General features: G+C 71.7%; 22 protein-coding genes and 1 riboswitch. Of the genes, 9 read left to right on the plus strand and 13 right to left on the minus strand.

Annotation, left to right across the window (positions count from 1 at the left end):
* A complete protein-coding gene (locus ACWCQ1_RS23715; RefSeq protein WP_358593144.1) occupies window positions 1–528 on the minus strand; it encodes a hypothetical protein in 528 nt (175 codons plus the stop codon).
* Between the two features lie 208 nt (window positions 529–736).
* On the opposite strand from ACWCQ1_RS23715, the gene recQ reads away from it, so the two are divergent.
* Window positions 737–2,767 carry a DNA helicase RecQ gene (recQ, locus tag ACWCQ1_RS23720; protein WP_451027308.1) on the plus strand — a complete coding sequence of 677 codons (2,031 nt, stop codon included), beginning with the start codon at window positions 737–739 and terminating at the stop codon, window positions 2,765–2,767.
* Window positions 2,768–2,807: 40 nt separating this feature from the next.
* On the opposite strand, the gene ACWCQ1_RS23725 is transcribed toward recQ, so the two are convergent.
* From ACWCQ1_RS23725 to fahA, 8 genes are all read right to left on the minus strand, one after another.
* Window positions 2,808–5,726 (minus strand): fumarate reductase/succinate dehydrogenase flavoprotein subunit, encoded by a 2,919-nt coding sequence (locus ACWCQ1_RS23725; protein ID WP_451027309.1) that lies wholly within the window; start codon window positions 5,724–5,726, stop codon window positions 2,808–2,810.
* Between the two features lie 29 nt (window positions 5,727–5,755).
* Window positions 5,756–6,613: an ABC transporter ATP-binding protein gene (locus ACWCQ1_RS23730; protein ID WP_451027310.1), complete on the minus strand. Its 858-nt coding sequence runs from the start codon at window positions 6,611–6,613 to the stop codon at window positions 5,756–5,758.
* Complete coding sequence (locus ACWCQ1_RS23735) at window positions 6,597–7,469, minus strand: ABC transporter permease (protein WP_451027311.1); 873 nt, start codon at window positions 7,467–7,469, stop codon at window positions 6,597–6,599. Before ACWCQ1_RS23735 ends, ACWCQ1_RS23730 begins: the two co-directional genes overlap by 17 nt.
* Window positions 7,470–7,627: 158 nt before the next feature.
* Window positions 7,628–8,968: an ABC transporter substrate-binding protein gene (locus tag ACWCQ1_RS23740; protein WP_451027339.1), complete on the minus strand. Its 1,341-nt coding sequence runs from the start codon at window positions 8,966–8,968 to the stop codon at window positions 7,628–7,630.
* A gap of 33 nt (window positions 8,969–9,001) precedes the next feature.
* Window positions 9,002–9,229, minus strand: a complete 228-nt coding sequence (locus ACWCQ1_RS23745) for a 4Fe-4S dicluster domain-containing protein (protein ID WP_016437651.1) — start codon at window positions 9,227–9,229, stop codon at window positions 9,002–9,004.
* A gap of 76 nt (window positions 9,230–9,305) precedes the next feature.
* Window positions 9,306–10,094: a GntR family transcriptional regulator gene (locus ACWCQ1_RS23750; RefSeq protein WP_451027312.1), complete on the minus strand. Its 789-nt coding sequence runs from the start codon at window positions 10,092–10,094 to the stop codon at window positions 9,306–9,308.
* A gap of 120 nt (window positions 10,095–10,214) precedes the next feature.
* The gene (locus tag ACWCQ1_RS23755) at window positions 10,215–11,156 is read right to left on the minus strand and encodes a M56 family metallopeptidase (RefSeq protein ID WP_451027313.1); all 942 of its coding nucleotides are present in this window, start codon (window positions 11,154–11,156) and stop codon (window positions 10,215–10,217) included.
* A 321-nt stretch (window positions 11,157–11,477) separates the two neighbouring features.
* The gene (gene fahA, locus ACWCQ1_RS23760; protein WP_451027314.1) at window positions 11,478–12,695 is read right to left on the minus strand and encodes a fumarylacetoacetase; all 1,218 of its coding nucleotides are present in this window, start codon (window positions 12,693–12,695) and stop codon (window positions 11,478–11,480) included.
* Between the two features lie 195 nt (window positions 12,696–12,890).
* On the opposite strand from fahA, the gene ACWCQ1_RS23765 reads away from it, so the two are divergent.
* The 3 genes from ACWCQ1_RS23765 (at window position 12,891) to ACWCQ1_RS23775 (ending at window position 16,464) form a co-directional block, all read left to right on the plus strand.
* Window positions 12,891–14,159 (plus strand): carboxylate--amine ligase, encoded by a 1,269-nt coding sequence (locus tag ACWCQ1_RS23765; RefSeq protein ID WP_451027315.1) that lies wholly within the window; start codon window positions 12,891–12,893, stop codon window positions 14,157–14,159.
* A 66-nt stretch (window positions 14,160–14,225) separates the two neighbouring features.
* On the plus strand, window positions 14,226–15,422 hold the full coding sequence (locus tag ACWCQ1_RS23770; protein ID WP_451027316.1) for an FAD-dependent oxidoreductase: 1,197 nt from the start codon (window positions 14,226–14,228) through the stop codon (window positions 15,420–15,422).
* 238 nt (window positions 15,423–15,660) lie between these two features.
* Window positions 15,661–16,464, plus strand: coding sequence for an HAD family hydrolase (locus ACWCQ1_RS23775; RefSeq protein ID WP_358593153.1), 804 nt, complete (start codon window positions 15,661–15,663; stop codon window positions 16,462–16,464).
* Window positions 16,465–16,485: 21 nt separating this feature from the next.
* Here ACWCQ1_RS23775 and ACWCQ1_RS23780 read toward each other — a convergent pair whose 3' ends face one another.
* Together ACWCQ1_RS23780 and ACWCQ1_RS23785 are read right to left on the minus strand one after the other, a co-directional pair.
* A complete protein-coding gene (locus tag ACWCQ1_RS23780; RefSeq protein WP_133043355.1) occupies window positions 16,486–16,968 on the minus strand; it encodes a transglycosylase SLT domain-containing protein in 483 nt (160 codons plus the stop codon).
* A gap of 3 nt (window positions 16,969–16,971) precedes the next feature.
* Window positions 16,972–17,162: riboswitch (cyclic di-AMP (ydaO/yuaA leader) on the minus strand.
* Window positions 17,163–17,294: 132 nt separating this feature from the next.
* On the minus strand, window positions 17,295–17,582 hold the full coding sequence (locus tag ACWCQ1_RS23785; protein ID WP_358593154.1) for a hypothetical protein: 288 nt from the start codon (window positions 17,580–17,582) through the stop codon (window positions 17,295–17,297).
* Between the two features lie 219 nt (window positions 17,583–17,801).
* Here ACWCQ1_RS23785 and ACWCQ1_RS23790 point away from each other — a divergent pair, with 219 nt between their 5' ends.
* The 5 genes from ACWCQ1_RS23790 (at window position 17,802) to ACWCQ1_RS23810 (ending at window position 23,650) form a co-directional block, all read left to right on the plus strand.
* Window positions 17,802–18,812 (plus strand): polyprenyl synthetase family protein, encoded by a 1,011-nt coding sequence (locus ACWCQ1_RS23790; protein ID WP_133043353.1) that lies wholly within the window; start codon window positions 17,802–17,804, stop codon window positions 18,810–18,812.
* Between the two features lie 274 nt (window positions 18,813–19,086).
* The gene (locus ACWCQ1_RS23795; RefSeq protein WP_358593155.1) at window positions 19,087–20,049 is read left to right on the plus strand and encodes a CHRD domain-containing protein; all 963 of its coding nucleotides are present in this window, start codon (window positions 19,087–19,089) and stop codon (window positions 20,047–20,049) included.
* Between the two features lie 271 nt (window positions 20,050–20,320).
* Window positions 20,321–21,577, plus strand: coding sequence for a LolA family protein (locus tag ACWCQ1_RS23800; RefSeq protein WP_358593156.1), 1,257 nt, complete (start codon window positions 20,321–20,323; stop codon window positions 21,575–21,577).
* A 209-nt stretch (window positions 21,578–21,786) separates the two neighbouring features.
* Window positions 21,787–22,761: an ABC transporter ATP-binding protein gene (locus ACWCQ1_RS23805; protein ID WP_133043350.1), complete on the plus strand. Its 975-nt coding sequence runs from the start codon at window positions 21,787–21,789 to the stop codon at window positions 22,759–22,761.
* Window positions 22,748–23,650 (plus strand): ABC transporter permease, encoded by a 903-nt coding sequence (locus tag ACWCQ1_RS23810; protein ID WP_451027317.1) that lies wholly within the window; start codon window positions 22,748–22,750, stop codon window positions 23,648–23,650. The genes ACWCQ1_RS23805 and ACWCQ1_RS23810 overlap by 14 nt, the downstream gene beginning before the upstream one ends.
* A 1-nt stretch (window position 23,651) precedes the next feature.
* Here the strand turns inward: ACWCQ1_RS23810 and ACWCQ1_RS23815 are convergent, their stop codons facing one another.
* Window positions 23,652–24,248, minus strand: a complete 597-nt coding sequence (locus ACWCQ1_RS23815; protein WP_358593158.1) for a flavodoxin family protein — start codon at window positions 24,246–24,248, stop codon at window positions 23,652–23,654.
* A 120-nt stretch (window positions 24,249–24,368) separates the two neighbouring features.
* Window positions 24,369–24,887: a DUF6668 family protein gene (locus tag ACWCQ1_RS23820; RefSeq protein ID WP_133043347.1), complete on the minus strand. Its 519-nt coding sequence runs from the start codon at window positions 24,885–24,887 to the stop codon at window positions 24,369–24,371.
* Window positions 24,888–25,017 lie beyond the last annotated feature (130 nt).

A 25,017-nucleotide genomic window follows, 5' to 3' on the forward strand; every position in this document is an offset into this window, starting at 1 on the left:
TCAGGCGGTCGCGCACGTGACGTCGGGGTTGTACGCCGAGAAGAGCCCGTTGTCGTTGGGCTGGTAGATCCACGCGTGGAGGGTGTAGTAACCGGAGACCGGGTTCTTCTGGAAGGTCTGGCCGAACAGCGTCGGCGTGGCCTGCCCCGTGTCCTTGACGATCCACTCCACCGCGACCAGCTTGCGGTTGGCGCCGACCTCGTCCGTGTCCACGAAGTCGAAGTCGTCGGCGACCTTGTCCGCGTAGACCAGCGCCGCGGGTTTCGCCGGATCGAGTGAGCCGATGTTCGCCTTGTTGACGTAGTGGTAGCCCACGCCCCCCGCAGTGGTGGCGTAGCACCCGCCCAGCGGGACGAAGCCACCGTCCTTGGCGAGGCCCTCGTAGGCGTACTGGGCCGTCGCGTTGTACGTGTCGATGAGATCGGTCCAGACGGAGGGGTCGGTGTCGGCCTGGGCGGGCACGGCGGCCAGCGAGAAGGCAGCGGCCATCGCCACGGTGATGGCGGCCTTGAGGGGCCGAGGGGACATCGCGGTGCTCCTTGCGCTCGGGGATGGGCGGGCCACCCCCGTCCCGCCCGAGCAGCATGTCCCGGCCGTCGGGAGCGCGCCATGCGACGGGAGCCATTGGGCTGACGCCGGGCCCGGCAGGCACAGCCTGTGGATAACTCCGGCGCTGTCGGTCCGGACCCCTATCGTGGAGGCAGTGGTCGAGGGACGACGTACGGGGGACAGGACTATGGGTGGGATGGGCGGGATCAGCGCGATGCCAAGGGTGACCGGGACGGCAGGGGCGACTGAGAGCGAGGCGCTGGCCACGCTGCACCGGGTCTTCGGGTACGAGGCCTTCCGGGGCGAGCAGGAGGCGGTGATCGAGCATGTGGTGGCCGGCGGCGACGCCGTGGTCCTCATGCCGACCGGTGGCGGCAAGTCGCTGTGCTACCAGATCCCGGCCCTGGTCAGACCCGGTACGGGCGTGGTGGTCTCGCCGCTCATCGCGCTGATGCAGGACCAGGTGGACGCGCTGCGGGCGCTCGGCGTGCGCGCCGGGTTCATGAACTCAACGCAGGACTTCGACGAGCGCAGGGTGGTGGAGGCCGAGTTCCTGGCCGGGGAGCTGGACCTCCTCTACCTGGCGCCGGAGCGGCTCCGCCTGGACTCCACCCTCGATCTCCTCTCCCGGGGCAAGATCTCCGTCTTCGCGATCGACGAGGCGCACTGCGTGTCCCAGTGGGGCCACGACTTCCGCCCCGACTATCTGGCCCTGTCCCTGCTCGGCGAGCGCTGGCCGGACGTGCCGCGCATCGCACTCACGGCGACGGCCACGCACGCGACGCACCAGGAGATCACCGAGCGGCTGCACATGCCGACGGCCCGGCACTTCGTGGCGAGCTTCGACCGGCCCAACATCCAGTACCGGATCGTGCCCAAGGCCGACCCCAAGAAGCAGCTGCTGGGCTTCCTGAAAGAGGAGCACGCGGGCGACGCGGGCATCGTGTACTGCCTGTCGCGCAAGTCCGTGGAGGCGACGGCGGAGTTCCTCAGCCGCAACGGCATCGAGGCGGTCCCGTACCACGCCGGTCTGGACGCGGGCACACGCGCGGCGCACCAGTCCCGGTTCCTGCGGGAGGAGGGACTGGTCGTGGTGGCGACCATCGCCTTCGGCATGGGCATCGACAAGCCGGACGTCCGCTTCGTCGCCCACCTCGACCTGCCCAAGTCGGTCGAGGGCTACTACCAGGAGACGGGCCGCGCGGGCCGCGACGGTCTGCCGTCCACGGCCTGGATGGCGTACGGCCTCAACGACGTCATACAGCAGCGCAAGCTGATCCAGCTCGGCGAGGGCGACGAGGCGTTCCGCCGGCGGGCCGCCGCCCACCTGGACTCGATGCTGGCGCTGTGCGAGACGGCCCGGTGCCGGCGCGGACAACTGCTGAACTACTTCGGCCAGGAACCGGACCCGGCCGGCTGCGGCAACTGCGACACGTGTCTGACCCCGCCCGAGACCTGGGACGGCACGGTCGCCGCGCAGAAGGTGCTGTCGACGGTGGTGCGGCTGCAGCGGGAACGTGGGCAGAAGTTCGGCGCGGTCCAGATCATCGACATTCTCCTGGGCAAGCGCACCGGCAAGGTCATCCAGTTCGACCACGACCAGCTGTCGGTGTTCGGCATCGGCGAGGAGCTGACCGAGGGCGAATGGCGGGGCGTCATACGGCAGTTGCTGGCCCAGGGGCTGCTCGCGGTCGAGGGGGAGTACGGCACGCTGGTGCTGACCGAGGCCAGCGGATCGGTGCTGCGGCGCGAGCGGGAGGTGCCACTGCGCAAGGAGCCGAAGAAGCCGGCGACCTCGCGGTCGGCGTCCTCGTCCACCGGCCGGGGCGAGCGCAAGGCCAAGGCCGCTGCGGTCGAGCTGCCCGAGGCGCTGCAGCCGGCGTTCGAGGCCCTGCGTGCCTGGCGCGCCGAGCAGGCCCGGGAGCAGGGCGTCCCGGCGTACGTCATCTTCCACGACGCGACGCTGCGGGAGATCGCCCTGGCCTGGCCGACGTCGGTACGGCAGCTCGGCGGCATCAGCGGGGTCGGCGAGAAGAAGCTGACGACGTACGGGGAGGGTGTGCTGGCGGTACTGGCCTCACTGGGCGACGCCCCGGGTGCGGCTCCGGCGACGGACGGCAAGCCGACGGCGGATGCCAAGCCGGCGGAGGACGACAGGCAGATGCACGACGACTGGCCCGAGATGGACGCGGAGCCGGAGCCGGACGACTGGATATAGGCGGCCGGGAGTGCCGTGGGCTGCGGGTTGTCTGTGACGGTCACACCGCCCGCGCCGCGTACGCCCTGACGTCCGCGTCCGAGTCCGTCGTGGCCGTGGCGAGGGCCGCGCGGGCGTCGGCGGTGCGGTTGTGCCGGGTCAGGGCCAGTACGGCGGCCTTGCGGACATCGGCGTTCGGGTCGGCGAGGGCCTTCGCCAGGGCGGGGACGGCCACGTCGGACCCGGCGGCGGACAGCGCGGTCGCGGCGCCCGACCGGACCTGCCACGCGGAGGCGGACAGGGCGGCCACGGCACGCGCGGCCAGCGGCGGCGGACACCCGGTCGTACCGAGCGCCCCGTAGGCGGCCCCCTGGACCAGCACGTCGGGGTCCTGGGTGAGGTCGGCAAGGGCGGCAAGGATGCTGGCCGACGGGCTGCCGGGCACGGTGTCGTGGGAACCGACAGTCCCCGCACCGCCCTCCGCCCACACCGTCGCCAGCGCCTTGGCGAGGGTCACCCGGACCTCGCGGGACGGGTCGGCGGTGGCGGCCCGGGCCAGTTCCGTGGCGGCGTCGACCGAGACCAGGGCCCGGACGGCCTCGATGCGGACCGGGATCTCCGCGTCGGTCAACGCCCCGGCGAACAGCGCCGCGTCACCCAGGCGCAGGGCGCGCAGGACGTCCAGAGCGGCGGCACGGACGACCGGGTCGGCCACGGTCAGCGCGGCGGCGAGGCCGTCCCGGAGAGTGGTCTCCGCGGGCAGTGTCTCGACGAGTTCCCGGAGTGAGGCGGCGGCCGCGGCCCGCACCTCGGCGGCGCCGTCGCGGAGGGCCTCGGCGAGGGCGGGTCCCGTCCCCGGCGGCACCGTCTCCGTGAGAACGGCGACGGCCTCACGGCGGACGGCCGGCGCGGGGTCGGTCAAGTAGGGCCGCAGCGCGTCGAGTTCGGGTTCCTCCTCGGCGAGGGCGACGAGTTCGAGGAGGCGCGCCGAGGCCCGCTCGGCGTCGAAGGCGTCGGAGGCGTCGGATGCGGGGGTCTGGTCCCCGGCCGGCTCGGAGAAGCCGGCCGAACCCGAACCCGAACCCGAACCCGAACCCGAAGCCGCGCCCAGCCCGGCACCCGTGCGCTCCGCCACCGACGCGGCGCCCGTGACCGCGCCCGTCGCCACCGGTGCCACGTCCCGTGACCCGGCCGTGGCGACTTGCTCGGCGTGGACCTCGCCGAGGTGGCGGGACGGGCCGCCCACCGGCGTGAACTCGTCGATGGGCACGAGGTACGGAGCCACGGGACGGGCCGTGAACTCCATCGCACCGGAGGGGGACTTGTGGAGATCGAGATGGTGGAACCAGGAGGTGTCGTCGCGGTGGGGATGGTCCAGGCGATCGTGGTACAGGCCCCAGCGGGACTCCGTCCGGGCCAGCGACGCGCGCGCGGCCATCTCCGCGCAGTCGCGGATGAAGGTGACCTCGGCGCACCGCATCAGCTCGTGCGGGGTCCGCGCACCCATCGCCGCGATGTCTTCGCGCATCCGCTCGAAGGCCTCGAGAGCGAGCGAGAGCCGGGCGCCCGACTTCGGCGGTGCCACGTAGTCGTTCACGAAGCGGCGCAGCTTGTACTCGACCTGGGTCTGCGGCGGCCCGTCCGGGTTGCGCAGCGGGCGGTAGATCAGCTCGTGCGCCTCACGCAGCTGGTCGGCGGACAACTCCCCTTCGTACGGGGAGTACTGGGCCGCGTCCGCGCCCGCGAGATCACCGAAGACGAACGCGCCGATCATGTAGTTGTGCGGCACGCAGGCCAGGTCGCCGGCGGCGTACAGCCGGGGCACGGTCGTACGGGCGTGGTCGTCCACCCGTACCCCCGAGGCCGAGTGGCCGCCGCACAGGCCGATCTCGGAGATGTGCATCTCCACGTCGTGGGTGCGGTAGTCGTGGCCGCGGCCGGAGTGGAAGGTCCCGCGCGTGGGCCGCTCCGTGGAATGCAGGATCGACTCCAGGGCGGAGATCGACTCCTCCGGGAGATGGCTCAGCTTCAGGTACACCGGCCCCCGGTCGGAGGCGACCTCCGCCGCGAACTCGGCCATCATCTGGCCGGACCAGTAGTCGGAGTCGACGAAGCGTTCGCCGTGCCGGTTTACCTGGTAGCCGCCGAAGGGGTTGGCGACGTAGGCGCAGGCGGGGCCGTTGTAGTCCTTGATCAGCGGGTTGATCTGGAAGCACTCGATGCCGGTGAGCTCGGCGCCCGCGTGGTAGGCCATCGCGTAGCCGTCGCCCGCGTTGGTCGGGTTCTCGTAGGTGCCGTACAGGTAGCCGGAGGCGGGGAGTCCCAGGCGGCCGCATGCGCCGGTCGCCAGGATCACCGCGCCGGCGCGCACCACCACGAAAGCACCCGTACGCGTGTTGAAGCCGACCGCCCCCACGGCCCGCCCGTCCTCGGGGGACGTCAGCACGCGCACCGGCATCACCCGGTTCTCGATGCGGATCCGCTCCCGCATCTCGCGCCGCCGCAGCTGCCGGTACAGAACCTTCTTGACGTCCTTGCCCTCGGGCATCGGCAGCACGTAGGAGCCGGAGCGGTGCACCTGGCGGACCGCGTAGTCGCCGTGCTCGTCCTTCTCGAACTTCACGCCGTACGACTCGAGCCGCTGCACCATCGCGAAGCCGCGGGTGGCGGTCTGGCGGACGGTGGACTGGTCGACGATGCCGTCGTTGGCGCGGGTGATCTCGGCGACGTAGTCGTCGGGCTCGGCGCGGCCGGGGATGACCGCGTTGTTGACGCCGTCCATGCCCATGGCGAGCGCGCCGGAGTGGCGGACGTGGGCCTTCTCCAGCAGCAGCACGTTCGCGCCGTGCTCGGCGGCGGTCAGCGCGGCCATGGTGCCGGCGGTGCCGCCGCCGACGACGAGGACGTCGCAGGAGATCTCCTCCGCCTCGTCGGGGGCGGGGATCTGCAGAGGGGTGTCCACCAAAGTGCCTTTCACCATACGAGTCACCGTCCGGGTGCCGGGCCGGGTCACGTTCCGAGCGAGGAGAGGACGTCGCGGCGCAGCGCCACGCGCGCGGGGTCGTCGTGCGCCGTGCGGTCACGAGGGCGCGGCACCTCGCGTACGGCGGTCAGCCGGCCGTTGCCGAGCAGGGCAACGCGGTCGCCGAGGAAGAGCGCCTCGTCCACGTCGTGGGTGACGAAGACGACCGTCGCGCCCGTGCCGCCGAGCACCTCCACCAGCAGGTCCTGCATGCCGGCGCGGGTCTGGGCGTCGAGTGCGCCGAAGGGTTCGTCCATGAGGACGGCGCGGGGTGCTCCCGCGAGCGCGCGGGCCAGCTGGGCGCGCTGGCGCTGCCCGCCGGAGACCCCGTGCGGCAACTGCCGTGCGTGCGCGGCGAGTCCGACCCGGTCGAGCCAGGAGTCGGCCTGGGACCGGCGTGCGGTGCGGGACAGGCCCTTGATGGCAAGGGGGAGTTCGACGTTGGCGCGCAGGGTGCGCCAGGGCAGGAGGGCGTCCTCCTGGAAGACCAGGGCGCGGTCCGCGGCGGGGCCGGTCAGCGCGCCGCCGTCCTGGGTGATCTCGCCGGCGAGCAGCGGCAGCAGCCCGGCCAGGGTGCGCAGCAGCGTCGACTTGCCGCAGCCGGAGGCGCCGACGACGGTGAGGATCTCGCCGGGGGCGATGTCCAGGTCCACGTCCGCCAGGACCGCGGCGTCCGGACGGCCGAGGGCGGCGCGCCGGAGGGCGAGGCGCGTACCCCGTACCGTGCCCGGCGCTTGCCCCTCGCTCTTCGGTGCCTGCCCCTCCTTCTCCGGGAGGGGAGGGCGGGACGCTTCGGGGTCGGTCACTTCCGGGGTGGTCACTTCCGTGTCAGACGAGGTGCTCATCGCGTGTCTCCTCGGTCGACGGGGCGGTCTCGGTCTTCGCGGTCGCGGCGGCGGGCGACACCGGGACGGTCGCTCGGGGGCGTACGCCGGGGACGTAGGAGGTCCGCGGCAGCCACCGTGTGAGACGGCGGCCGAGCAGTTCCACGGCCGTGGAGGTGACCCAGCCGAGTACGCCGATCGTGACCATGCCGACGAAGACGCCCGCGTAGTTGACGACCGTGTAGTCCTGCCAGGTGCGGTAGCCGACGCCGTACTGGCCGGAGATCATCTCGGCGGAGATCACGCAGATCCACGAGACGCCGATGCCGACCGACAGTCCGCCGAAGATGCCGGGCAGCGCGCCCGGCAGCACGACCGAGCCGAGGATCCGCCAGCGGCCGCCGCCCATCGTGAGTACCGCCTCCTCCCACACGGGCGTCAGCGCCCGGACCGCGTGCCGGGTGGAGACCAGGACCGGGAAGAAGGCGGCCGTGCAGGTGATGAAGACGATGCCCTGCTCGTTGGAGGGGAAGAGGAGGATCGCGACCGGGACCAGGGCGATCGCCGGGATCGGGCGGACGACCTCCAGCAACGGACCGAGCACGTCCTCGGCGAGGCGGGAGCGCGCCACGAGCACGCCCGTCGCCACACCCAGGACGGCGGCGAGGAGGAAGCCGGTGAGGATACGGGTCAGGCTGTCGGTGAGGTCCGTCCAGTAGTCGGGCCCGGACAGCCGGTCGGCGAAGGTACGGGCCACGTCGGCGACCGTCGGGAACTGCGAGAAACGCAGCCACAGGTCGACGTTCAGGCTCGTCAGCAGCTGCCAGACCCCGAGGGCGACGGCCAGCGACGCCACCCGCAGCGCATACCGACCCACCCGCGGCGCACGCCGCCCGCCACGGGATGCAGCCGGGCTTCCCGCGCCTGTCCCGGAGACGGCCGGGTCTACCGTGCCGGCCCCCATTCCCACCCGGTTTGCCGTGCCGGCCCCGGTCCCCGCCCGGCTTCCCGTGTCGGCCCCGGAAGTCGCCCCGCTCACGACGCCCGCCCCAGTGCGTCCGCGTACGTGACGACTCGGGCGCCTCCGTGCGCGGCGATGTACGCCCGCGCGGTCTCCGGGGCCACGAAGGGCAGGAGCTGCTTGCCGGCGGCCACCCAGATCGCCTTGTCGGCGAACCAGAGGGTGCCGGTGGTGGCGTCGGGGACGTAGGCGGCGCGGATGCCGTCCTTGTGCCGGGCCACGTAACTCAGCAGCCGGTCGGGTGACTTGAAGCTCAGTGTCTTCTCGGCGCCCTTGGGCCACACCTCGCTCGCCGCCGCCGGGGGTGCCGAGGCGAGCTGCTGGGCGTAGTCCGCGCCGAGGGCCTTCCTGGCGTACCGGTCGTCGACGAAGGCGTCCACGTCGATGTCCCCGGTCAGCTTGGCCGACTTCAGGACCGAGACGTCCTGCTTCAGCGCGGAGACCAGCTGCGGCTTGATCGCCGGGTCGAAGGTGGAGATGCCGTGGGCACCGTTGTAGAGGTAGACGACCTCGGCGGGCAGTCCGGTGGCCTTGGCGACCGCCTCGGCCGCGGCGACCGGGTGGCCGCCGAGATAGTCGGTGGCCTCCGACTGGGCCTTGAGGAAGGCTTCCAGGACGGCCGGCCGCTGTTTGGCGAAGTCCTCGCGGGCGGTGACACCGTGGAAGGTGGGGAGGTTCAGCTCGGCGCCGTCGTACAGGGCCTTCGCCTTGCCCTGGAAGGCGAGCAGTCCGGGCCACGCGACGAACTGGGACAGCGCGTCCGCGCTGCCCGCCGACAGGGCCGAAGCACCCACCGCGGGCTGCTGGTTGAGCTTCTCGATGCCCTTGTCGGGGTCGATGCCGGCCCGTTGCAGGGCCCGTACGAGTGTGCCGTCGGCCGCGGAGCCGACGCTGGTGGAGACCTTCTTGCCCTGGAGGTCCGCGAGGGAGGCCAGTTTGGAGTCGGGGGAGGTGACGATCGTGTTGAGGCCGCCGCGCAGGTTGTAGCCGGTGACGGAGACCAGACGGGTCGGCCTGCCGAGCTGCTTGCCCCGGGCCGCGTTGATGAGCAGCGGGAAGTCGCCCATCGAGCCGATGTCGATCTTCCCCGCGGTCATCTGCGCGGTGATGGGGGCGCCGGTGGCGTAGTCCTGCCAGTCGACCTTGTAGGTGTGGCCGTCGTCGAGGGCGTTGAGGTCGCGCTCGAAGTAGCCGAGGGAGCGCAGGAGGGTGCCCGCGGTGACCGTGTTGATGGTCTTGGACTGGTAGCCGACGGTGATGGTGACGTTCTTGCCGTCACCGGCCTCGGCGCTGCCACCGCAGGCGGTCAGGGGGAGCAGCAGGGCGGCGGAGACGGGAAGGGCGGTGCGGTTCACGAGTACGGCGCGTTTCACGGGAGTTCGGGCCTCTCACCGGAGCAGATAGGGCATGTTGACCGTCACGGCTCCGGTGGGACAGCGGGCCGCGCAGGGGCCGCAGTACCAGCACTCGTCGACGTGCATGTACGCCTTGCCGCTGCTGTCGTCGATGGCGAGGGAGTCCAGCGGACACATGTCCACGCAGAGGGTGCAGCCGTCGATGCACTTCGACTCGTCGATGGTCACGGGCACGTCGGCCCGCTGGGGCGCCAAAGGCATGGCTGTCTCCAGGAAACGGGTCAGGAAGGGGACTAGCGGGAAGGGGACTTGCAGGAAGGGGACTGCGGGAAGGGGACTAGAGGGAGCGGTGCAGCAGGCCGCTCATGGTGATGCGGTCGCCGCGGAAGCGGATGAACTCCAGGTCGACCGGGCGGCCGTCGGCGAGGTGCGTGAGCCGGTCCAGCATGAGGACGGCCGCGCCGCGCGGTGCTTCGAGCACGGCGGCGGAGTGGGCGTCCGCGTTGACCGCCTCCAGGGTGATCTCGGCGTGGCCGAGCCGCCGACCGGTGATGGCCTCGATGAGGCGGAAGACGTCGGTGTTCTCCAGGTCGGCCCCGAGCAGGGCGGTGCCGATGTCGAGCGGGATGTAGGTCAGGTCGAGGGAGAGGGGGATGCCGTTGAGCCTGCGCAGGCGTTCGATGTAGAGGACGTCGGCGCCGGCGGGGACCCGCAGGCGTTCGGCGGCCGGGGCGGGTGCGGGTGCGGGGCCCATCGTGCGGACCTCGTTGGTGACCCGGCCGTGTTCGTGGAGGGTCTCGGCGAGGCCCATCAGCCGGTCGAGGCCGTGCGGGTACTTCCGCCCCACGACGACGGTGCCGACCCCCGGCTGACGCTCGACGAGTCCCTCGGCCCTCAGCAGGTCCAGGGCCTGCCGGACGGTGTTGCGCGTGGCGCGGTAGTCCGCCGCGAGGGTCGTCTCGTGCGGCAGCGTGCCGTCCGGGAAGCCGTCGGCCAGCAGTTGCTGACGGAGCAGGTCGGCGAGCTGCCGTGCCTGGTCGGCGCGCAGCCGGCGCCGCGCACGGTGGGCGGCGACGGTGGTCGCGCCCTGTCCGGCGTGGTCTCGGATGCGGTCGCTCGGTGGCATGTCCCGAACCATACCGAGCGAGTAGGGAATGAAGTGTTGCGACAGTGTTGCGCCACCTGCCGACCCGTCAGGCAGGGCGATGACCTGGGGAAAGGGCTGGTGCGGGGCAAGATCTGCCAGTCAGGACAGGGCGGTGAGTCCGGGAGCGAACGTGATCAGCAACGGCAGCAGCGGCACGAGCGCGGCCACCGTCGCCGTCAGCGCCCGGTGCCGCCGCCCCAGCCTCAGCGGCGGCTCCAGCAGCCGGTCCACCCGCTCGCCCAGCAGCCGGTGGCTGGAGGCGCAGGACAGCACCCCGCGGTGCTGGTTCAGCTCGATCAGCGCCAGCGCGGTCGTCAGATGCCCGCACCGCCGTGACGCCGTGTCGTCCGCCGCCAGCTCCACCAGCCGGTGCGTCTGGTCGCAGAAGTGGGCGAACAGCGGCACCCGCGGAAACCCGGTGGCCAGCGCGGTCGACAGATGCAGCAGCCAGTCGTGGTGGGCCCGCGCGTGGTCCCGCTCGTGCGTGAGTACGGCGTCCAGCTGGTGGTCGGTGAGCCGGTGCAGCGCGCCCGTCGTGACGACGAGCTGCGGCGGATGCCCCGGCATCCACCAGGCGTCGGGGTACTCGTCCTCCAGCACCAGCAGCGGCCCCCGCGCCGCCGCCTCGAGGCCGGCCGGCAGCTCGGGCGCCCGCTCGCGCAGGTGCGCCCGGGTGACTCCGCGCCGCCGGCGGGCCTCGACCAGTTCGCGGCCGAGCATCGCGGTCGTCCAGGCGGCACCGCAGGCCAGCAGCACCGTGAGGGCGGCGGCCCACACGGGCGCGACGGACAGGTCGTAGGCGGCGGTGACCGCCGGTGGCGCGGGCGCGAAGAGCTGGGTGCGCACCGTGCCGAACACGGCCGCCGCGCCGAGCAGCAGCGCCGCCAGGCAGCACATCAGGACCGTGGCCACCAGGCACTGCCACACCCACAGCGCGACCACGGGCTCCCGCTCGGGCCAGCCGGCCCGCACCAGGGCACGCGGGACCGGCACGGCGGCCGTCAGGGCCACGACACTCAGCAGGAGCAGGCAGAAGGTCATGCCACGGGCTCCGGATCCTGGTCGGAGGAAAGGGGCGAGGGCGGGGCAACCGGCTCGGCGCGCAAGTCGCCCGCCGCCAGTATGACGGCGAAGGACGCCGGAGTCAGGAGACAAGAGCGACCCACTACGTCCCGTGCAGTCACCGTCACACCCCAACTCCCCGCAGCTCTCCGGAGATCGGCGCCTCGCCGGCCCGTCCCTCGCCTGCGACAGGCCTGCTCACGCCACGAATCGTGACGATCCGCGCCCCGCAACCCGGGTACGGTCCGTGCTGTCACCCCCGCCACGAACCGCGCCCTTGTCACTACCATCCGCGCCCCGTCACCCCGCCACGATCCGCCCCGTCACCTCCCCCAGACCCAGCCGCACCCCGTCCGGCCCCGGCGCCCACGCCGAGAGCGTCACCACGTCCCCGTCCTCCAGGAACGTCCGCTTGCCCTCCGGAAGTTCCAGCGGATCCCGCCCGTTCCAGGTCAGCTCGAGGAGCGACCCGCGCTGGGCCGGCTCCGGCCCGCTCACCGTGCCGGACCCGTAGAGGTCCCCCGTCCGCAGGGAGGCCCCGTTCACGGTCATGTGGGCCAGCTGCTGCGCCGCCGTCCAGTACATGGTGGAGAAGGGCGGCTCGGAGACGACATGGCCGTTGATCGCGACGGAGATCCGCAGGTCGTAGCCGCCGGGCTCGGCTTCGGGGCCGGAGTCGTCCAGATACGGCAGCAACGCGTGCGTGCGCCGCGGCGGCGCCACGCGCGCGTGCTCCAGCGCGTCCAGCGGAGTGATCCAGGCGGACACCGAGGTGGCGAAGGACTTGCCGAGGAACGGGCCGAGCGGGACGTACTCCCAGGCCTGGACGTCCCGCGCCGACCAGTCGTTGAGCAGGCACAGCCCGAACACGTGCTCAGGGAACTCCGCGAGCCCCACGGACGTTCCCATGGCGGACGGCACACCCACCACGAAACCCACCTCGGCCTCGATGTCGAGGCGGACCGACGGCCCGAAGACCGGCTCCGCGTCCCCCGGAGCCTTCCGCTGGCCCGAGGGCCGTACGACATCGGTGCCGGAGACCACCACCGTGCCCGACCGCCCGTGATAACCGATCGGGAGGTGCTTCCAGTTCGGCGTCAGCGAGTCCGCCGCGTCGGGGCGGAAGATCTGCCCGACGTTCCGCGCGTGGTTCTCGGAGGCGTAGAAGTCGACGTAGTCCGCGACCTCGAAGGGGAGGTGCAGGGTCACCGAGGACAGAGGGTGCAGGAAGCCCGCGATCGCCTCCTGATGCGCCGGCACGGTCACCCACGCCGTCAGCGCGCGCCGCACGTCCGACCAGGCGGTGCGCCCCGCAGCGAGCAGCGGGTTCAGCGAGGGCTGCGCCAGGAGCGAGGCGTAGGGCGAGCCGAGCGCCCGGGCCGCCGCGCCCGCGTCCAGGACGTGGTCGCCGAGCCGTACGCCGACACCTCGCCGCGCCGAACCGGCGGGCGAGAACACGCCGTACGGAAGGTTGTGCGGACCGAAGGGATCGCCTTCGGGAACATCGAAGGGGGGCATGGGGTGCTGCCTCACTCTCGTGCGTTTCTGCTGGCCGTGCCACACGTTACGGCCGGGTCCGCCTTCTTGAGCAGTGTCTAAAGAGTTTGCAATGTCCGAATTGGCCTTGTCGGAGCACTCAATTCCGGCTTAGCGTCCTTTGGGGGACACGGACGGGGTGGGTCCGGTCCGTAGGGGGGACACGTGGGGGGACCCGTGGCCAGGAGCACGAGCAGTGTGCCGTTCCAGGCGGACCGTGACGTGCCGGGCCTGATCGTCAAGTTCGGCGACTATCCGTTGCACCACGGCGGTGTGGGCGCGATCCGCAGTCTGGGCCGGCTGGGCATCCCCATGTACGCGATCACCGAGGACGCCTACACACCCGCCGCGTCCTCCCGTTATCTCAAGCGGGCCTTCGTCTGGCCGACCACCGGCACGGAGGACCCCGGCCACCTGGTGGAGGGCCTGCTGCGTGTCGGGCGGCGCATCGGCCGCCCCACCGTCCTCGTGCCCACCGACGAGGAGGCCGCCGTCCTGATCGCCGAGCACCAGGACGACCTCGCGGGCCGTTTCCTCTTCCCGCGCGTGGAGCCCGCCCTGCCGCGCCGCCTGGCGAGCAAGCAGGGCCTGCACGAACTGTGCGTGGAGCACGGCATCCCCAGCCCGACGGCCGCGTTCCCGCGGTCGTACGACGACATCGTGGCCTTCGCCGAGAAGGCCCGCTTCCCGGTGGTCGCCAAGAACCGCGAGGCGTTCCTGCGGCGCAGGCGGCCCGCGGTGAACGGCACGACACGCATCGGCACCCGCGAGGGCCTGCTGCGGCTCGCCCGCGACTGGGGCGAGCGGCCCGGGGTGATCCTCCAGGAGTACCTGCCCAGGGAGGACGCCGAGGACTGGATCGTGCACGCCTACTTCGACCAGGACTCCACCCCGCTCGCCATGTTCACCGGCGTGAAGGTGCGCTCCTGGCCGCCGCACGCCGGAATGACGGCGAACGCGTACGTCGTCGACAATCCGGAACTCGCCGACATCGCCGCGCGTTTCATCAAGGAGATCGGCTTCACCGGCATCATCGACCTCGACCTGCGCTTCGACCGGCGCGACGGCCGGTACAAGCTGCTCGACTTCAATCCGCGCGTGGGCGCTCAGTTCCGGCTCTTCGAGAACGAGTCGGGGGTGGACGTCGTCCGCGCCATGCATCTGGACCTGACCGGCCGCACCGTCCCGGAGGGGGAACAGCGAGCCGGTCACCGGTACATCGTGGAGAACATCGACCTGCCCGCCCTGCTCGCCTACCGGCGCAGCGGCTACACGACGCCGCACGCGCCGGCCCGTGCGAGCGGGACGGAGCTGGCCTGGCTCGCGGGTGACGACCCGCTGCCGTTCCTCACGATGCTCGCGCGCTTCGTGCGGCCGGGCGCGAAGCACCTGTATCAGCTGTGGCGGACCAACCGCCGCGGCGGCACCACCAGTTCGGGGGGCTAGCCGACCGTCAGCCGTCCGAGCCGAACCACACGAAGTGGCGAATTCAGCGTCCTGGGGAGGGACTTCGTGATTCAACCGGTTGCGATCATCGGCGCCGGGCCGTTCGGCCTGTCCACCGCCGCCCATCTGCGCGCACGCGGCATCCCGGTCCGCGTCTTCGGCGAGCCCATGGTCAGCTGGCGCGACCACATGCCCGCCGGGATGCTCCTGAAGTCGACGCCCGTGGCCTCCAGCCTCGACGCGCCGCAGCAGGGGCACACCCTCGCCGACTACTGCGACGCCGCCGGCATCAAGCGGCTGGTGACGGACGAGGACATCATCCCGGTCGAGACCTTCATCGCCTACGGCGAGTGGTTCCAGCAGAAGCTGGTGCCCGAGCTGGAGCAGGTGCGGGTGGTCTCGGTCGACCGGGGGAGCGGCGGCTTCGAACTGAAGCTGGACTCCGGCGAGTTGTTCACCGCCCGCGCGGTCGTCGTGGCGACCGGCCTGCACGGCCTCGCCCACCTCCCCGCGGAACTGGCCGCGGCGCCGGACGGCCCCACCCCCACGGGCCCGGTCTCCCACAGCTCACAGCACCACGACCTCACGCGCTACGCCGGCAAGGACCTGATCGTGGTCGGCGCCGGCCAGTCCGCGCTGGAGACGGCGGTCCTGGCGGCGGAGGCGGGCGCGCAGGTGAGGGTGGTCTCCCGCGGCCACGGCAAGGTCGCCTTCGGGGCACCGCCCTGGGACCAGCCCAGGCTGCGCCCCGAGTCGCCTTTCGGCCGTGCCTGGTCGCTGTGGGCACTGAGCTACTACCCGCACCCGTACCGCCGTCTGCCGGCCGGGGCGCGCCACTACCTCGTCCGCCGGGTCCTCGGACCGCTCGGCGCGTGGTGGCTGCGCGACCGCTTCGAGGGCAAGGTGCAGGTCACCGAGGTCGACAGGATCGTGGGAACCGACGCGGACGGTGCCAGCCCGACGCTCACGGTGCGCACCTTCGGCGGTCAGACCGAGAAGCTGGCGGCGGACCACGTCATCGCGGCGACCGGCTACCGCGTGGACATCGCGGCGATGGACTTCCTCGGTCCCGAGCTGCGCACCCGTGTCGCCGTCAGCCGTGGCACGCCCCGGCTGGGCGCCGGGTACGTGTCCTCGGTCCCCGGCCTGTACTTCACCGGCCTGCCGGCCGCGGCCTCGTACGGACCGGTGATGCGGTTCGTCTGCGGCACGGAGTTCGCCTCCCCGAGGCTGGCGAGGCACCTGGCGGCGGCACACGGCTGAACCGCCCACCGCCGACCGGCGAGGAGCGCGTCCGCCCGGCGTGAGGCGCTCCTCGCGAGCTCCCCGGCACCCTCGCGAGCTCCCCGACACCCTCGCGAACTCCCCGACACCCCCCGGTGACAAGGGAGTTGAGCGACGCCCGTCGGCGCTACGGGAGTTGGCGGAGGGGCGGGGGAGAACGGGCCGGTCGACCGGTTCGCGATGAGTCGCCGGGGCGTGCGGTCCGTATTCTCTGATCATGGCCGCACCCACCGCATATGCACTCATCGCCACCGACCTGGACGGCACACTGCTCCGAGGTGACGACACCCTCTCCGACCGGTCTCTCGCCGCCCTCGCGCGCGTGGCCGGCGCCGGTGTCCGGCATCTCGTGGTGACCGGCCGGCCGGCTCCCAGAGTGCGGCCGCTCCTCGACGACCTGGGCGGTCGGGGGCTCGCGGTGTGCGGACAGGGCGCGCAGGTGTACGACCATCGCGCGGACCGTCTGCTGTGGTCCGTGACGCTGGACCGGGAGCTGGCCGAGACGGCCCTCGGCAAGATCGAGGCCGAGGTGGGCCAGGTGTACGCGGCCGTCGACCAGGACGGCGTCGACGGCCTCACGCTCATCGAACCCGGGTACCTCATGCCGCACCCCACCCTGCCCGCCGTACGGGTCGGCCGGCGCGACGACCTGTGGTGCGAGCCCATCAGCAAGGTGCTGCTGCGCCATCCCGACCTGTCCGACGACGAGTTGGCGGCGACGGCGCGCTCGGTGGTCGGCTCGCTTGCCACCGTCACCATGTCGGGGCCCGGGACCGTCGAACTCCAGCCGTGCGGCATCACCAAGGCCACCGGTCTCGCGCTGGCCGCCGAGCACCTGGGGCTCGGCCCGCGGCAGACCATCGCCTTCGGCGACATGCCCAACGACATCCCGATGTTCGACTGGGCCGCCCACGGCGTCGCGATGGCCAACGCCCATCCCGAACTCAAGGCGGTGGCCGACGAGATCACCCTGTCGAACGAGGACGACGGCATCGCCGTCGTCCTCGAGAGACTGTTCTGACCGGGTGGCTCGGTAGACGGCTCAGTAGGCGCCGTACACGTTGTCGATCGAACCGTAGCGCGCGGCCGCGTAGTTGCAGGCGGCGGTGATGTTGGCGACCGGGTCGTAGGGGTCCCAGGAGGTGCCGGACACGTGGTAGGCGGCGAAGGTCGGGTCGATGACCTGCAGCAGACCCTTGGACGGGGTGCCGGCGAGCGCGTTGGAGTCCCAGTTGTTGATCGCGTACGGGTTGCCCGAGGACTCACGGATCACGTTGCGGTAGATGCCGTTGTAGGTGCCGGGGATCCCGTGCTGCGCCATGACCTGGAGGGAGGCCCGGATCCAGCCGTCGAGGTTGTTGGCGTAGCCCAGCGAGGTGGCGGTGGCCACGGTGGGGGTGGCGGCGGAGGCGCTGGTCGCGCCCACGATCGGCAGGGCGAGGACGGCGGCACCCGTGCCGATGACGGCGAGCTTGCGGACGATGCGGGCGCTTCTGGTACGGCGGTGCTGAGCGGCAGCGGACATGACGAGTTTCCTCTCCGTCGCCTGCGAGGTGAGCTGTCGGGTTCGGGCGGGAGATGCCCGGCCGCACCGCCGTACGGCGACACGACTTCACCCCGAGCCGGGCCGGACGTCCTGGGACGTCCGAATCGGCGAACTACCTGGTTCCCCCGCTCCTGCCGTGCGTTCTCGGTTGGTGGAACGGGCGGCGGCAGGATTAGGCGTCCGCCCGACAGGCCGGGAACGTATGCGAGAGCACATGTCCGGAACAAGTACCGGATTCACACATCACCCCTGTTGACCTTGGTCTGAGGCATATGGGGTGCTTGATCCTTTGCGGTTGCCAAGCCTCAACTCGGGCGCGGGAAAAGGCGGATCGGGAGAAATGCACCGGAATGCGGATCATGCTCGGGCGTGAGCCAAGTCACTGGTTTAGACAAGAGAGGCAAAACGGGCAATGCCCTCAACTCGTAGTCAAACAGCCGCCCGTGGGGCAGACCGTGGCGATCGTCCGTTCCGCCATTGGTGAGCGTGTCGGCGGACAGGGGTATCCGGATGGCCTGGCCGCCGAGGAATGCGTGGTCGTCACCGGGGAAAGGTTGACTGCCGGGCTCGGCGTCGGCTTCTGTTCGGGACACGCGCCGCCGCTCCACTTCACGTCGGGTGCGCGAGTCGGTAAAAATCGGTTCATATCAGTTGATCAAAAACATACCGGTCTGATCCGATACCGCCCGGCCTGGACGGGTGGGCGGCATCGGTGATCGAAAGGTGACCGGATACGCTGACTTGAGTGATGGCAGCGACGTATCGACAAACCGCGTAACCGCCAGTAGACACCAGCAGACAGGAGACCCCTCGTGACCGTCGTCGGGCCGTTCGGGCTGAGCGTGCGGGACCAGGCTCTGGAAGCCGATGTCCAGGCCGGATTGGCGGCCGTCGAGGAGGGACTGCTCGAAGCCACCAAGAGCGAGGTCCCCTTCATCACGGAGGCCGCCCAGCACCTGGTGCGGGCGGGTGGAAAGCGCTTCAGGCCGCTGCTCGTGATGCTCGCCGCCCAGTTCGGCGACCCGTACGCGCCCGGAGTCGTACCGTCCGCCGTGGTCGTGGAGCTGACCCACCTCGCCACGCTGTACCACGACGACGTCATGGACGAGGCGGCGGTGCGCCGCGGGGTCGACAGCGCGAACACCCGCTGGGGCAACTCGGTGGCGGTGCTGACCGGCGACTTCCTCTTCGCGCGTGCCTCGCACATCCTGGCCGACCTCGGTCCGGAGGCCGTGCGGGTGCAGGCCGAGGCGTTCGAGCGGCTGGTCACCGGACAGATCCTGGAGACCGCGGGACCGCAGGACGGACGCGACCCGGTCGACCACTACCTGGACGTGCTCGGCGGCAAGACGGGGTCGCTGGTGGCCGTGTCCTGCCGGTTCGGCGCGATGATGTCGGGCGCCGACGAGACGGTCGTGGACGTCCTCACCCAGTACGGGGAGCGCCTCGGGGTCGCCTTCCAGCTCGCCGACGACGTCCTGGACATCGCGTCCGACTCGCACGAGTCGGGGAAGACGCCGGGGACGGACCTGCGCGAGGGCATCCCGACCCTGCCGGTGCTGCGGCTGCGCGAGCGGGCCGCGCGGCTCGGGCTGGCCGAGGACATCGCCCTGTGCGAGCTGCTCGACTCCGACCTCACCGACGACGAGCGGCACGCGGAGGCACTCGCCGGGCTGCGGGCGCATCCCGCCCTGGAGCAGGCGCGGCGCGACACCGTGCGGTACGCGGAGGAGGCGCGCTCGGCGCTGGCGCCGCTGAGGGAGTGCGACGCGAAGCTGGCGCTGATGGAGATGTGCGACGCGGTGGTGCACCGCGCGGGCTGATCCGCCCACGCCCCCTCGCCAGGGGGAATGCCCCTTTGGACGCGGCAGGGGACTCGTCCCCTGCACCGCCGTCGGCCCGGAAGGGCCTCGTTCCCCGGATGCCGTACGGGCTACAACGGACGGGCTGAGCCAGCCCCTCCCGGTGATGCGACACCCACCTGATGTGACGCGCATCACAAGCTTGGACTGAGTCCAGTCTCAGATCGCTTCCGTACTCATACCCAGCAGGCCGACGCAGGGGGTGTCGGCCGGTCTACGGGGAGAAAACTGCATCATGGGCAAGAACACGACGTTCTCGAAGCGCCGTAAGAGCCTCATTGTCACCGCCCTCGCGGTGGCCACCGCCGGCGGTGTCGCCGCCGCCACGATTCCCGCATCGGCCACCACGGCCACCCGCGCCGACCACGCGGGTTCCACCGCGACCCTGCTCGCCACCAGCCTGCGCGGCGCCAACGAGGTGCCGGTGCAGGGCGGCCCGGCCGTGGGGGACAAGGACGGCGCCGCGCTGGAGTTCATCAAGGTCCAGGGCGACAAGGTGTCCGTCGCCGTGACCTGGCGCGGCACCGGCAGGCCGACCATGCTCCACATCCACCAGGGCGCCAAGGGCACCAACGGCGGCGTCAAGATCGACTTCAGCAAGCTCATCGCCAAGAAGGCCAAGGGCCACCACCTCACCGGCACCGTCAAGGTCGACGACCCGGCGCTGCTCCAGGCGCTGACCTCCGACCCCGGCTCCTTCTACGCCAACCTGCACACGTCCCGGTTCCCGGGCGGAGCCGTCCGCGGCCAGCTCCACAAGGTCACCGTCGCCGCCTTCGACTTCCGCGACGCCCTGCACAACTTCCAGGCGTCCGTGGTCAAGGGCAAGCAGATCTACGAGTGCAAGCCGGCCGACGGCGGCGGGTACGCCTTCGCCCAGCGGGACGTCAGCGCCCTGCTCGGCGGCGGCATCAGGCACTCCTTCGTCGCGCCCAACTCCGGTACGCCGCAGTGGGTCGCACCCGACGGCAGCTCGGTGACCGGGGCCGTCCTGACCAAGACCCCGAACGGCACCGGCAACATCCCCGAGCTCGACCTGAAGGCCACGCAGTCCGGCAAGCACCGGGGCCTGCTCGCCGGCACCGCGGAGATCCTGCGGCTCAACACGGTCGGCGGAGTCGCTCCCTCCGGCAGCTGCACGCCGGGCGACATCGTCGGGGTCCCGTACCACGCCGACTACGTGTTCCTTCAGCGCTGACACGGTAGTTGACGCTCAGACCCAGGGCGGCGCCCTCCCCGTCACACCCGTACCCCTACGGGTCGGGGGAGGCGTCGCCCTCTCGCGTCATACCCCAGGAGTACACGGAGTTGCCCCCGAGGTTTGACGCTTGTCCTCCGTCGATTTGGTCAACTGGAAACCACGGAAAACACCACTCCTCACCGATTCGGGTGAGAATGGCGGCTTGGGTGGAAGACGAGTGCTGACAGGCAAGTTGGAAGCCGCCGCCGACGACGGAGGTAGCGCACACATGGCACCGTACGAATCCGACGACAGCACGATCGCCGGCGAGGCCGACGACCTGCGCGCGGGCAGGCGCAAGGCCGCGCGGTACGTCGTCCCGGTCGCGGTGGTGGGGGTGGCGGCGGCGACCATCGGGCTAGTCCCGGCGCTCGCCGACTCCGGCGACCCCAGCCTGCCGAAGATCAGCGCGCAGCAACTCCTCGACAAGATCGCCAAGTCGGACGTGCAGCAGCTGTCCGGCACGGTGAAGGTCACCACGGATCTGGGCCTGCCGAACCTGGGCGGCCTGGAGAGCAGCCTGACGTCCGGCGCCGGGCGCGGATCCGGTGACGGGTCCTCCGCCGACCCCACGTCCAAGCTCACCGAACTCGCCAGCGGCACCCACACCCTGCGCGTGGCGGCCGACGGCCCGGACCGGCAGAAGCTGTCCCTGCTGGAGAACGCGGCGGAGTACAGCCTCATCCACAACGGCAAGGACGTCTGGGGCTACGACAGCCAGTCGAACGAGGTCTACCACTCCACCGCCCCCGACGACGGCGCCTCCGAGAAGAAGCAGGAGCAGCCGCCCGCCACGCCCGACCAGCTCACCAAGGACGCCCTGAAGGCCGTCGACGACACCACCTCCGTGACCGTCCAGGGCACCGCCCAGGTCGCGGGCCGGGACGCGTACCGGCTGGTCGTCAAGCCGAAGGACTCCGGTTCGACGGTCGGTCAGATCACCGTGGCCGTGGACGCGAAGACCGGTCTGCCGCTGAAGTTCACCCTGACCCCGGCGAGCGGCGGCGCCGCCGTCATCGACGCCGGCTTCACGCAGATCAGCTTCGCCAAGCCGGCCGCCTCGACCTTCGACTTCAAGGCCCCCAAGGGCGCGAAGGTCACCGAGGGCGACCAGGGCGAGCACGCGGACGGGCACGCCAAGGGCGCCCCGAAGGTCGCCCCGAAGGGCGCTCCGAAGGGCGACGACAGGAGCGGCCCGTCCGGGAAGGACTCGGGCAAGGGTCCCGACGGGATGAACGTCATCGGCAAGGGCTGGGACTCCATCGCCACCTTCGACACCGGCGGCCAGGGCGTGCCCTCCGGCGCCGAGGCCGGCGGCCAGTTCGGCGGCTTCCTCGACTCCCTCGGCGACAAGGTCACGGGCAAGTTCGGTTCGGGCACGGTCTTCAAGACCCGCCTGATCAACGCCCTGATCACCGACGACGGCAAGGTCTACGTCGGCGCGGTCAGCAAGGACGCGTTGGTGAAGGCGGCGAACGCGGGCTGAGCGAACCTGGTGAAGTCCGCCGCGGTCCGGTGGCGCCTCCGAAGGGGAGCGGGGAACTGCGCCACCGGCCACGACGGCGCCGCGGACGACCGACGACGCGCCCGGTACTTCCAGCGGAGCGCTTGGCCGGGAACCTTGCGCGGCGACCGTTCGTCATCACGGTGAGTAGTCGCCGCGCCACGCGGTACGAGCACGAATCGAGGGAGCCGATGGACGAGGCGTCAGCCCCGGAGCCGGACCGCGCCGAGCCGGGTGACAGCGTCATCGCCACCCGCGCGCTCACCAAGCGCTACCGCGGCGGGCAACTCGCCGTCGACGGCCTCGACCTGACGGTCCCGGCGGGCAGCGTCTTCGGCTTCCTCGGTCCGAACGGCTCGGGCAAGACCACCACCATCCGCATGCTGATGGGCCTGATAGAGCCCACCTCGGGCACCGCCCGGGTGCTCGGCCGCCCCATGCCGAGGAGCTCGCGCGCCGTCCTCCCGCATGTCGGCGCGCTCATCGAGGGCCCCGCTCTGTACGGCTTCCTCTCCGGCCGCGACAACCTGATCCGTTACGACGCCGCCGACCCGACCGCCGACCCGCGCACCCGGCGTGCCCGCGTCGCGGCGGCGCTGGAGCGGGTGGGGCTCATGGCGGCGGCCGGCAAGAAGGCCAAGGCCTACTCGCTCGGCATGAAGCAGCGGCTCGGTCTCGCCGCCGCGCTGCTGCAGCCGCGCAGACTCCTGGTCCTGGACGAGCCGACCAACGGCCTCGATCCCCAGGGCATGCGGGAAATCCGCTCCCTGGTCCGGGAGTTGGCCTCGGACGGCACCACCGTCTTCCTCTCCTCCCACCTCCTCGACGAGATCGAGCAGGTCTGCACCCACGCGGCGGTGATGGCACAGGGCCGCCTCATCACCCAGGGCGCGGTGTCCGACCTGGCTGCGGGCGCGCGCGGCCGGCTGGTCGTCACGACGCCGGACACCGGGGACGCGGCCCGCGTGCTGAAGGAGCAGGGCGCCGCCGACGTCGTCGCCGCCGAGGACCGGGTGACCGCGGAGCCCCCGGACCGGGATCTGGCCGAGGTGAACGCCGCGCTGGTGACGGCGGGTGTGCGCGTGCGTGGCTTCGGAGTGGAGCGGGCCTCGCTGGAGGACGCGTTCGTGGCGCTGACGGGGGAGGGCTTCGATGTCGCGGGCTGAGACGGCGGTCCCCCGGGAGCTGGGCGAGGTGCGCACGCCGAGCCCCCTGTGGACCTTCGGCTTGCTGCGCAGCGAGTTGGTCACCACCTTCCGCCGCTGGCGCACCCTCGCCCTGCTCGCCGTCCTCGCGGCCGTCCCGATCCTCGTCGGCATCGCCGTCAAGATCGAGACGAGCGACGGCTCCTCGGCCGGTCCCGGCCGCGGTGGCGGAGGGGGCGGCCCGGCGTTCATCGCCCAGATCACCAACAACGGCCTGTTCCTGGTCTTCACGGCCCTCGCGGCGACGCTGCCGTTCTTCCTCCCGATGGCGATCGGGGTCGTCGCGGGAGACGCGATAGCGGGGGAGGCCAACGCCGGCACCCTGCGCTACCTGCTGGTCGCCCCGGCCGGCCGCACCCGGCTGCTGCTCACCAAGTACACGACGGTGCTGGCCTTCTGCCTGGTCGCCACCCTCGTGGTCGCGGCATCGGCGCTCGCCGTCGGAGCCGTCCTGTTCCCGCTCGGCGATCTGACGACCATCTCCGGCACCCGGATCGGCTTCGCCGACGGTCTGGGGCGGGCCCTGCTGATCGCCCTGGTCGTCGCGGCATCGCTCATCGGCATAGCCGCGCTCGGCCTGTTCATCTCGACGCTGACCAACAGCGGCATCGCCGCGATGGCGACGACCGTCGGACTGCTGATCACCGTTCAGATCCTCGACCAGATACCCCAACTGCACGCCCTGCAGCCGTACTTCTTCTCCCACTACTGGCTGTCCTTCGCCGACCTGATGCGCGACCCGGTCTACTGGGACGACCTGACGAAGAACCTCGGCCTCCAGGCCCTGTACGCGGCGGTGTTCGGCTCGGCGGCCTGGGCGCGGTTCACGACGAGGGACATCACGGCGTAGCTCAGGCGGCGGCCCGGGTCTCGTGGGGGAAGCGGGCGAGCGGCGGCTCCTGCGCGAAGAAGCTCTTGGCGCGGGCGAGGGCCGCGGTGTCGTGCAGCACATCACCGCGCCTACTGCCGTTGCCGAGGAGCACTCCGCCGAACCGCATCCCGAGGTACGCGGCCGAGTTGTTCAGGGTGCCGATCAGCGGGTCGGCGACGGACGGCTCGCTGTCGGCGAGCGCGGCGACACCCCAGAGCGTGCGGCCGGCCATGGCCGCCTTGAAGTCGAGACCCGGGGTGCGCAGCCAGCCGGACCAGTAATCCAGGTAGCGCTTGGTCAGACCGGAGACCGAGTACCAGTACAGCGGGGAGGCGATCACGATGTCGGTGGCCGCCAGCGTCGCGTCGAGAAGGAGGGCCGGGACACTGCCGGTGGGCGGGTGGACATGGTCGCTGTCGCGTCGCAGGTCCACGAAGTCGGGCAGCGGCTGCTCGGCCAGGGAGATCCACTGCTGCTCGACCTCGGCGGGCAACTGCTCGGCGGCCCGGCGGGCGAGGAGTTCGGTGTTGCCGTCGGCGCGGCTGCTGCCGAGCACGAACAGGAAGCGACGGGTCATGAGGTCCCCCAGAGAAAGGCGGCGTACGACGATTACTCGCACCTGCATTATATGCGCACACAAGTAGTTGTCCATGGGGTGGCGAGGCGACGCCTGGAGGGCGCCCCCAACGGACGGGACTCAGCCGCGCCGTCCGGCCGCCGCCCCCGTCAGCCGGGCCAGCGCCTCCGTCTCGCGGGGCGGACGGCCGCCGAGGTCGCCGAGACGCCAGTCGGGGACCCAGGGGACGCGATAGACGTCGATGACCTGCTCCAGCGGCCGGATCTGCCGGTCGAGCGGGCGGGGCAGCCGGCCCGGCGCGTCCGCCACCAGGACGAGGGCGTCCAGGTCGAGCCCCTGGGGCGCCTGCCCGCGCCGGAACACCTCCAGGGCGCGCAGGGCGGCGGCCAGTCCGGAGGCATGGGTGCGGGCGACGAGCAGGACGGAGCGCGGGTCGTCCGGTCCGGGCCACTCCCGGCCGCAGTCATGGCCGCCGTACACGGCGGCGAGGGTGGAGACGCCGGCGCCGCCGTGGGTGCCGACCCAGGAGTAGCGCCGGGCGGTGGCGACGGCGTGGGCGGGCTCCTGGGGTCCGGGCTCCGACGGGGCGACCGGTCCGCGGAGCCAGATCTCCGGTCCCTGTTGCATGTCCGTGCGCATGCCCGCTCTCCTTTCTCGCCAAGCCCACGGATCCGCGCGGTGCCGGGCGGCCGGCGAACCGGGGCGCCGATCGCTGGGACGAGTCTGTGACGCGACGGTGACGTGAGAACCGGCAGCGACCGGAGAGACT

This window comes from Streptomyces sp. NPDC002144, from assembly GCF_053593695.1.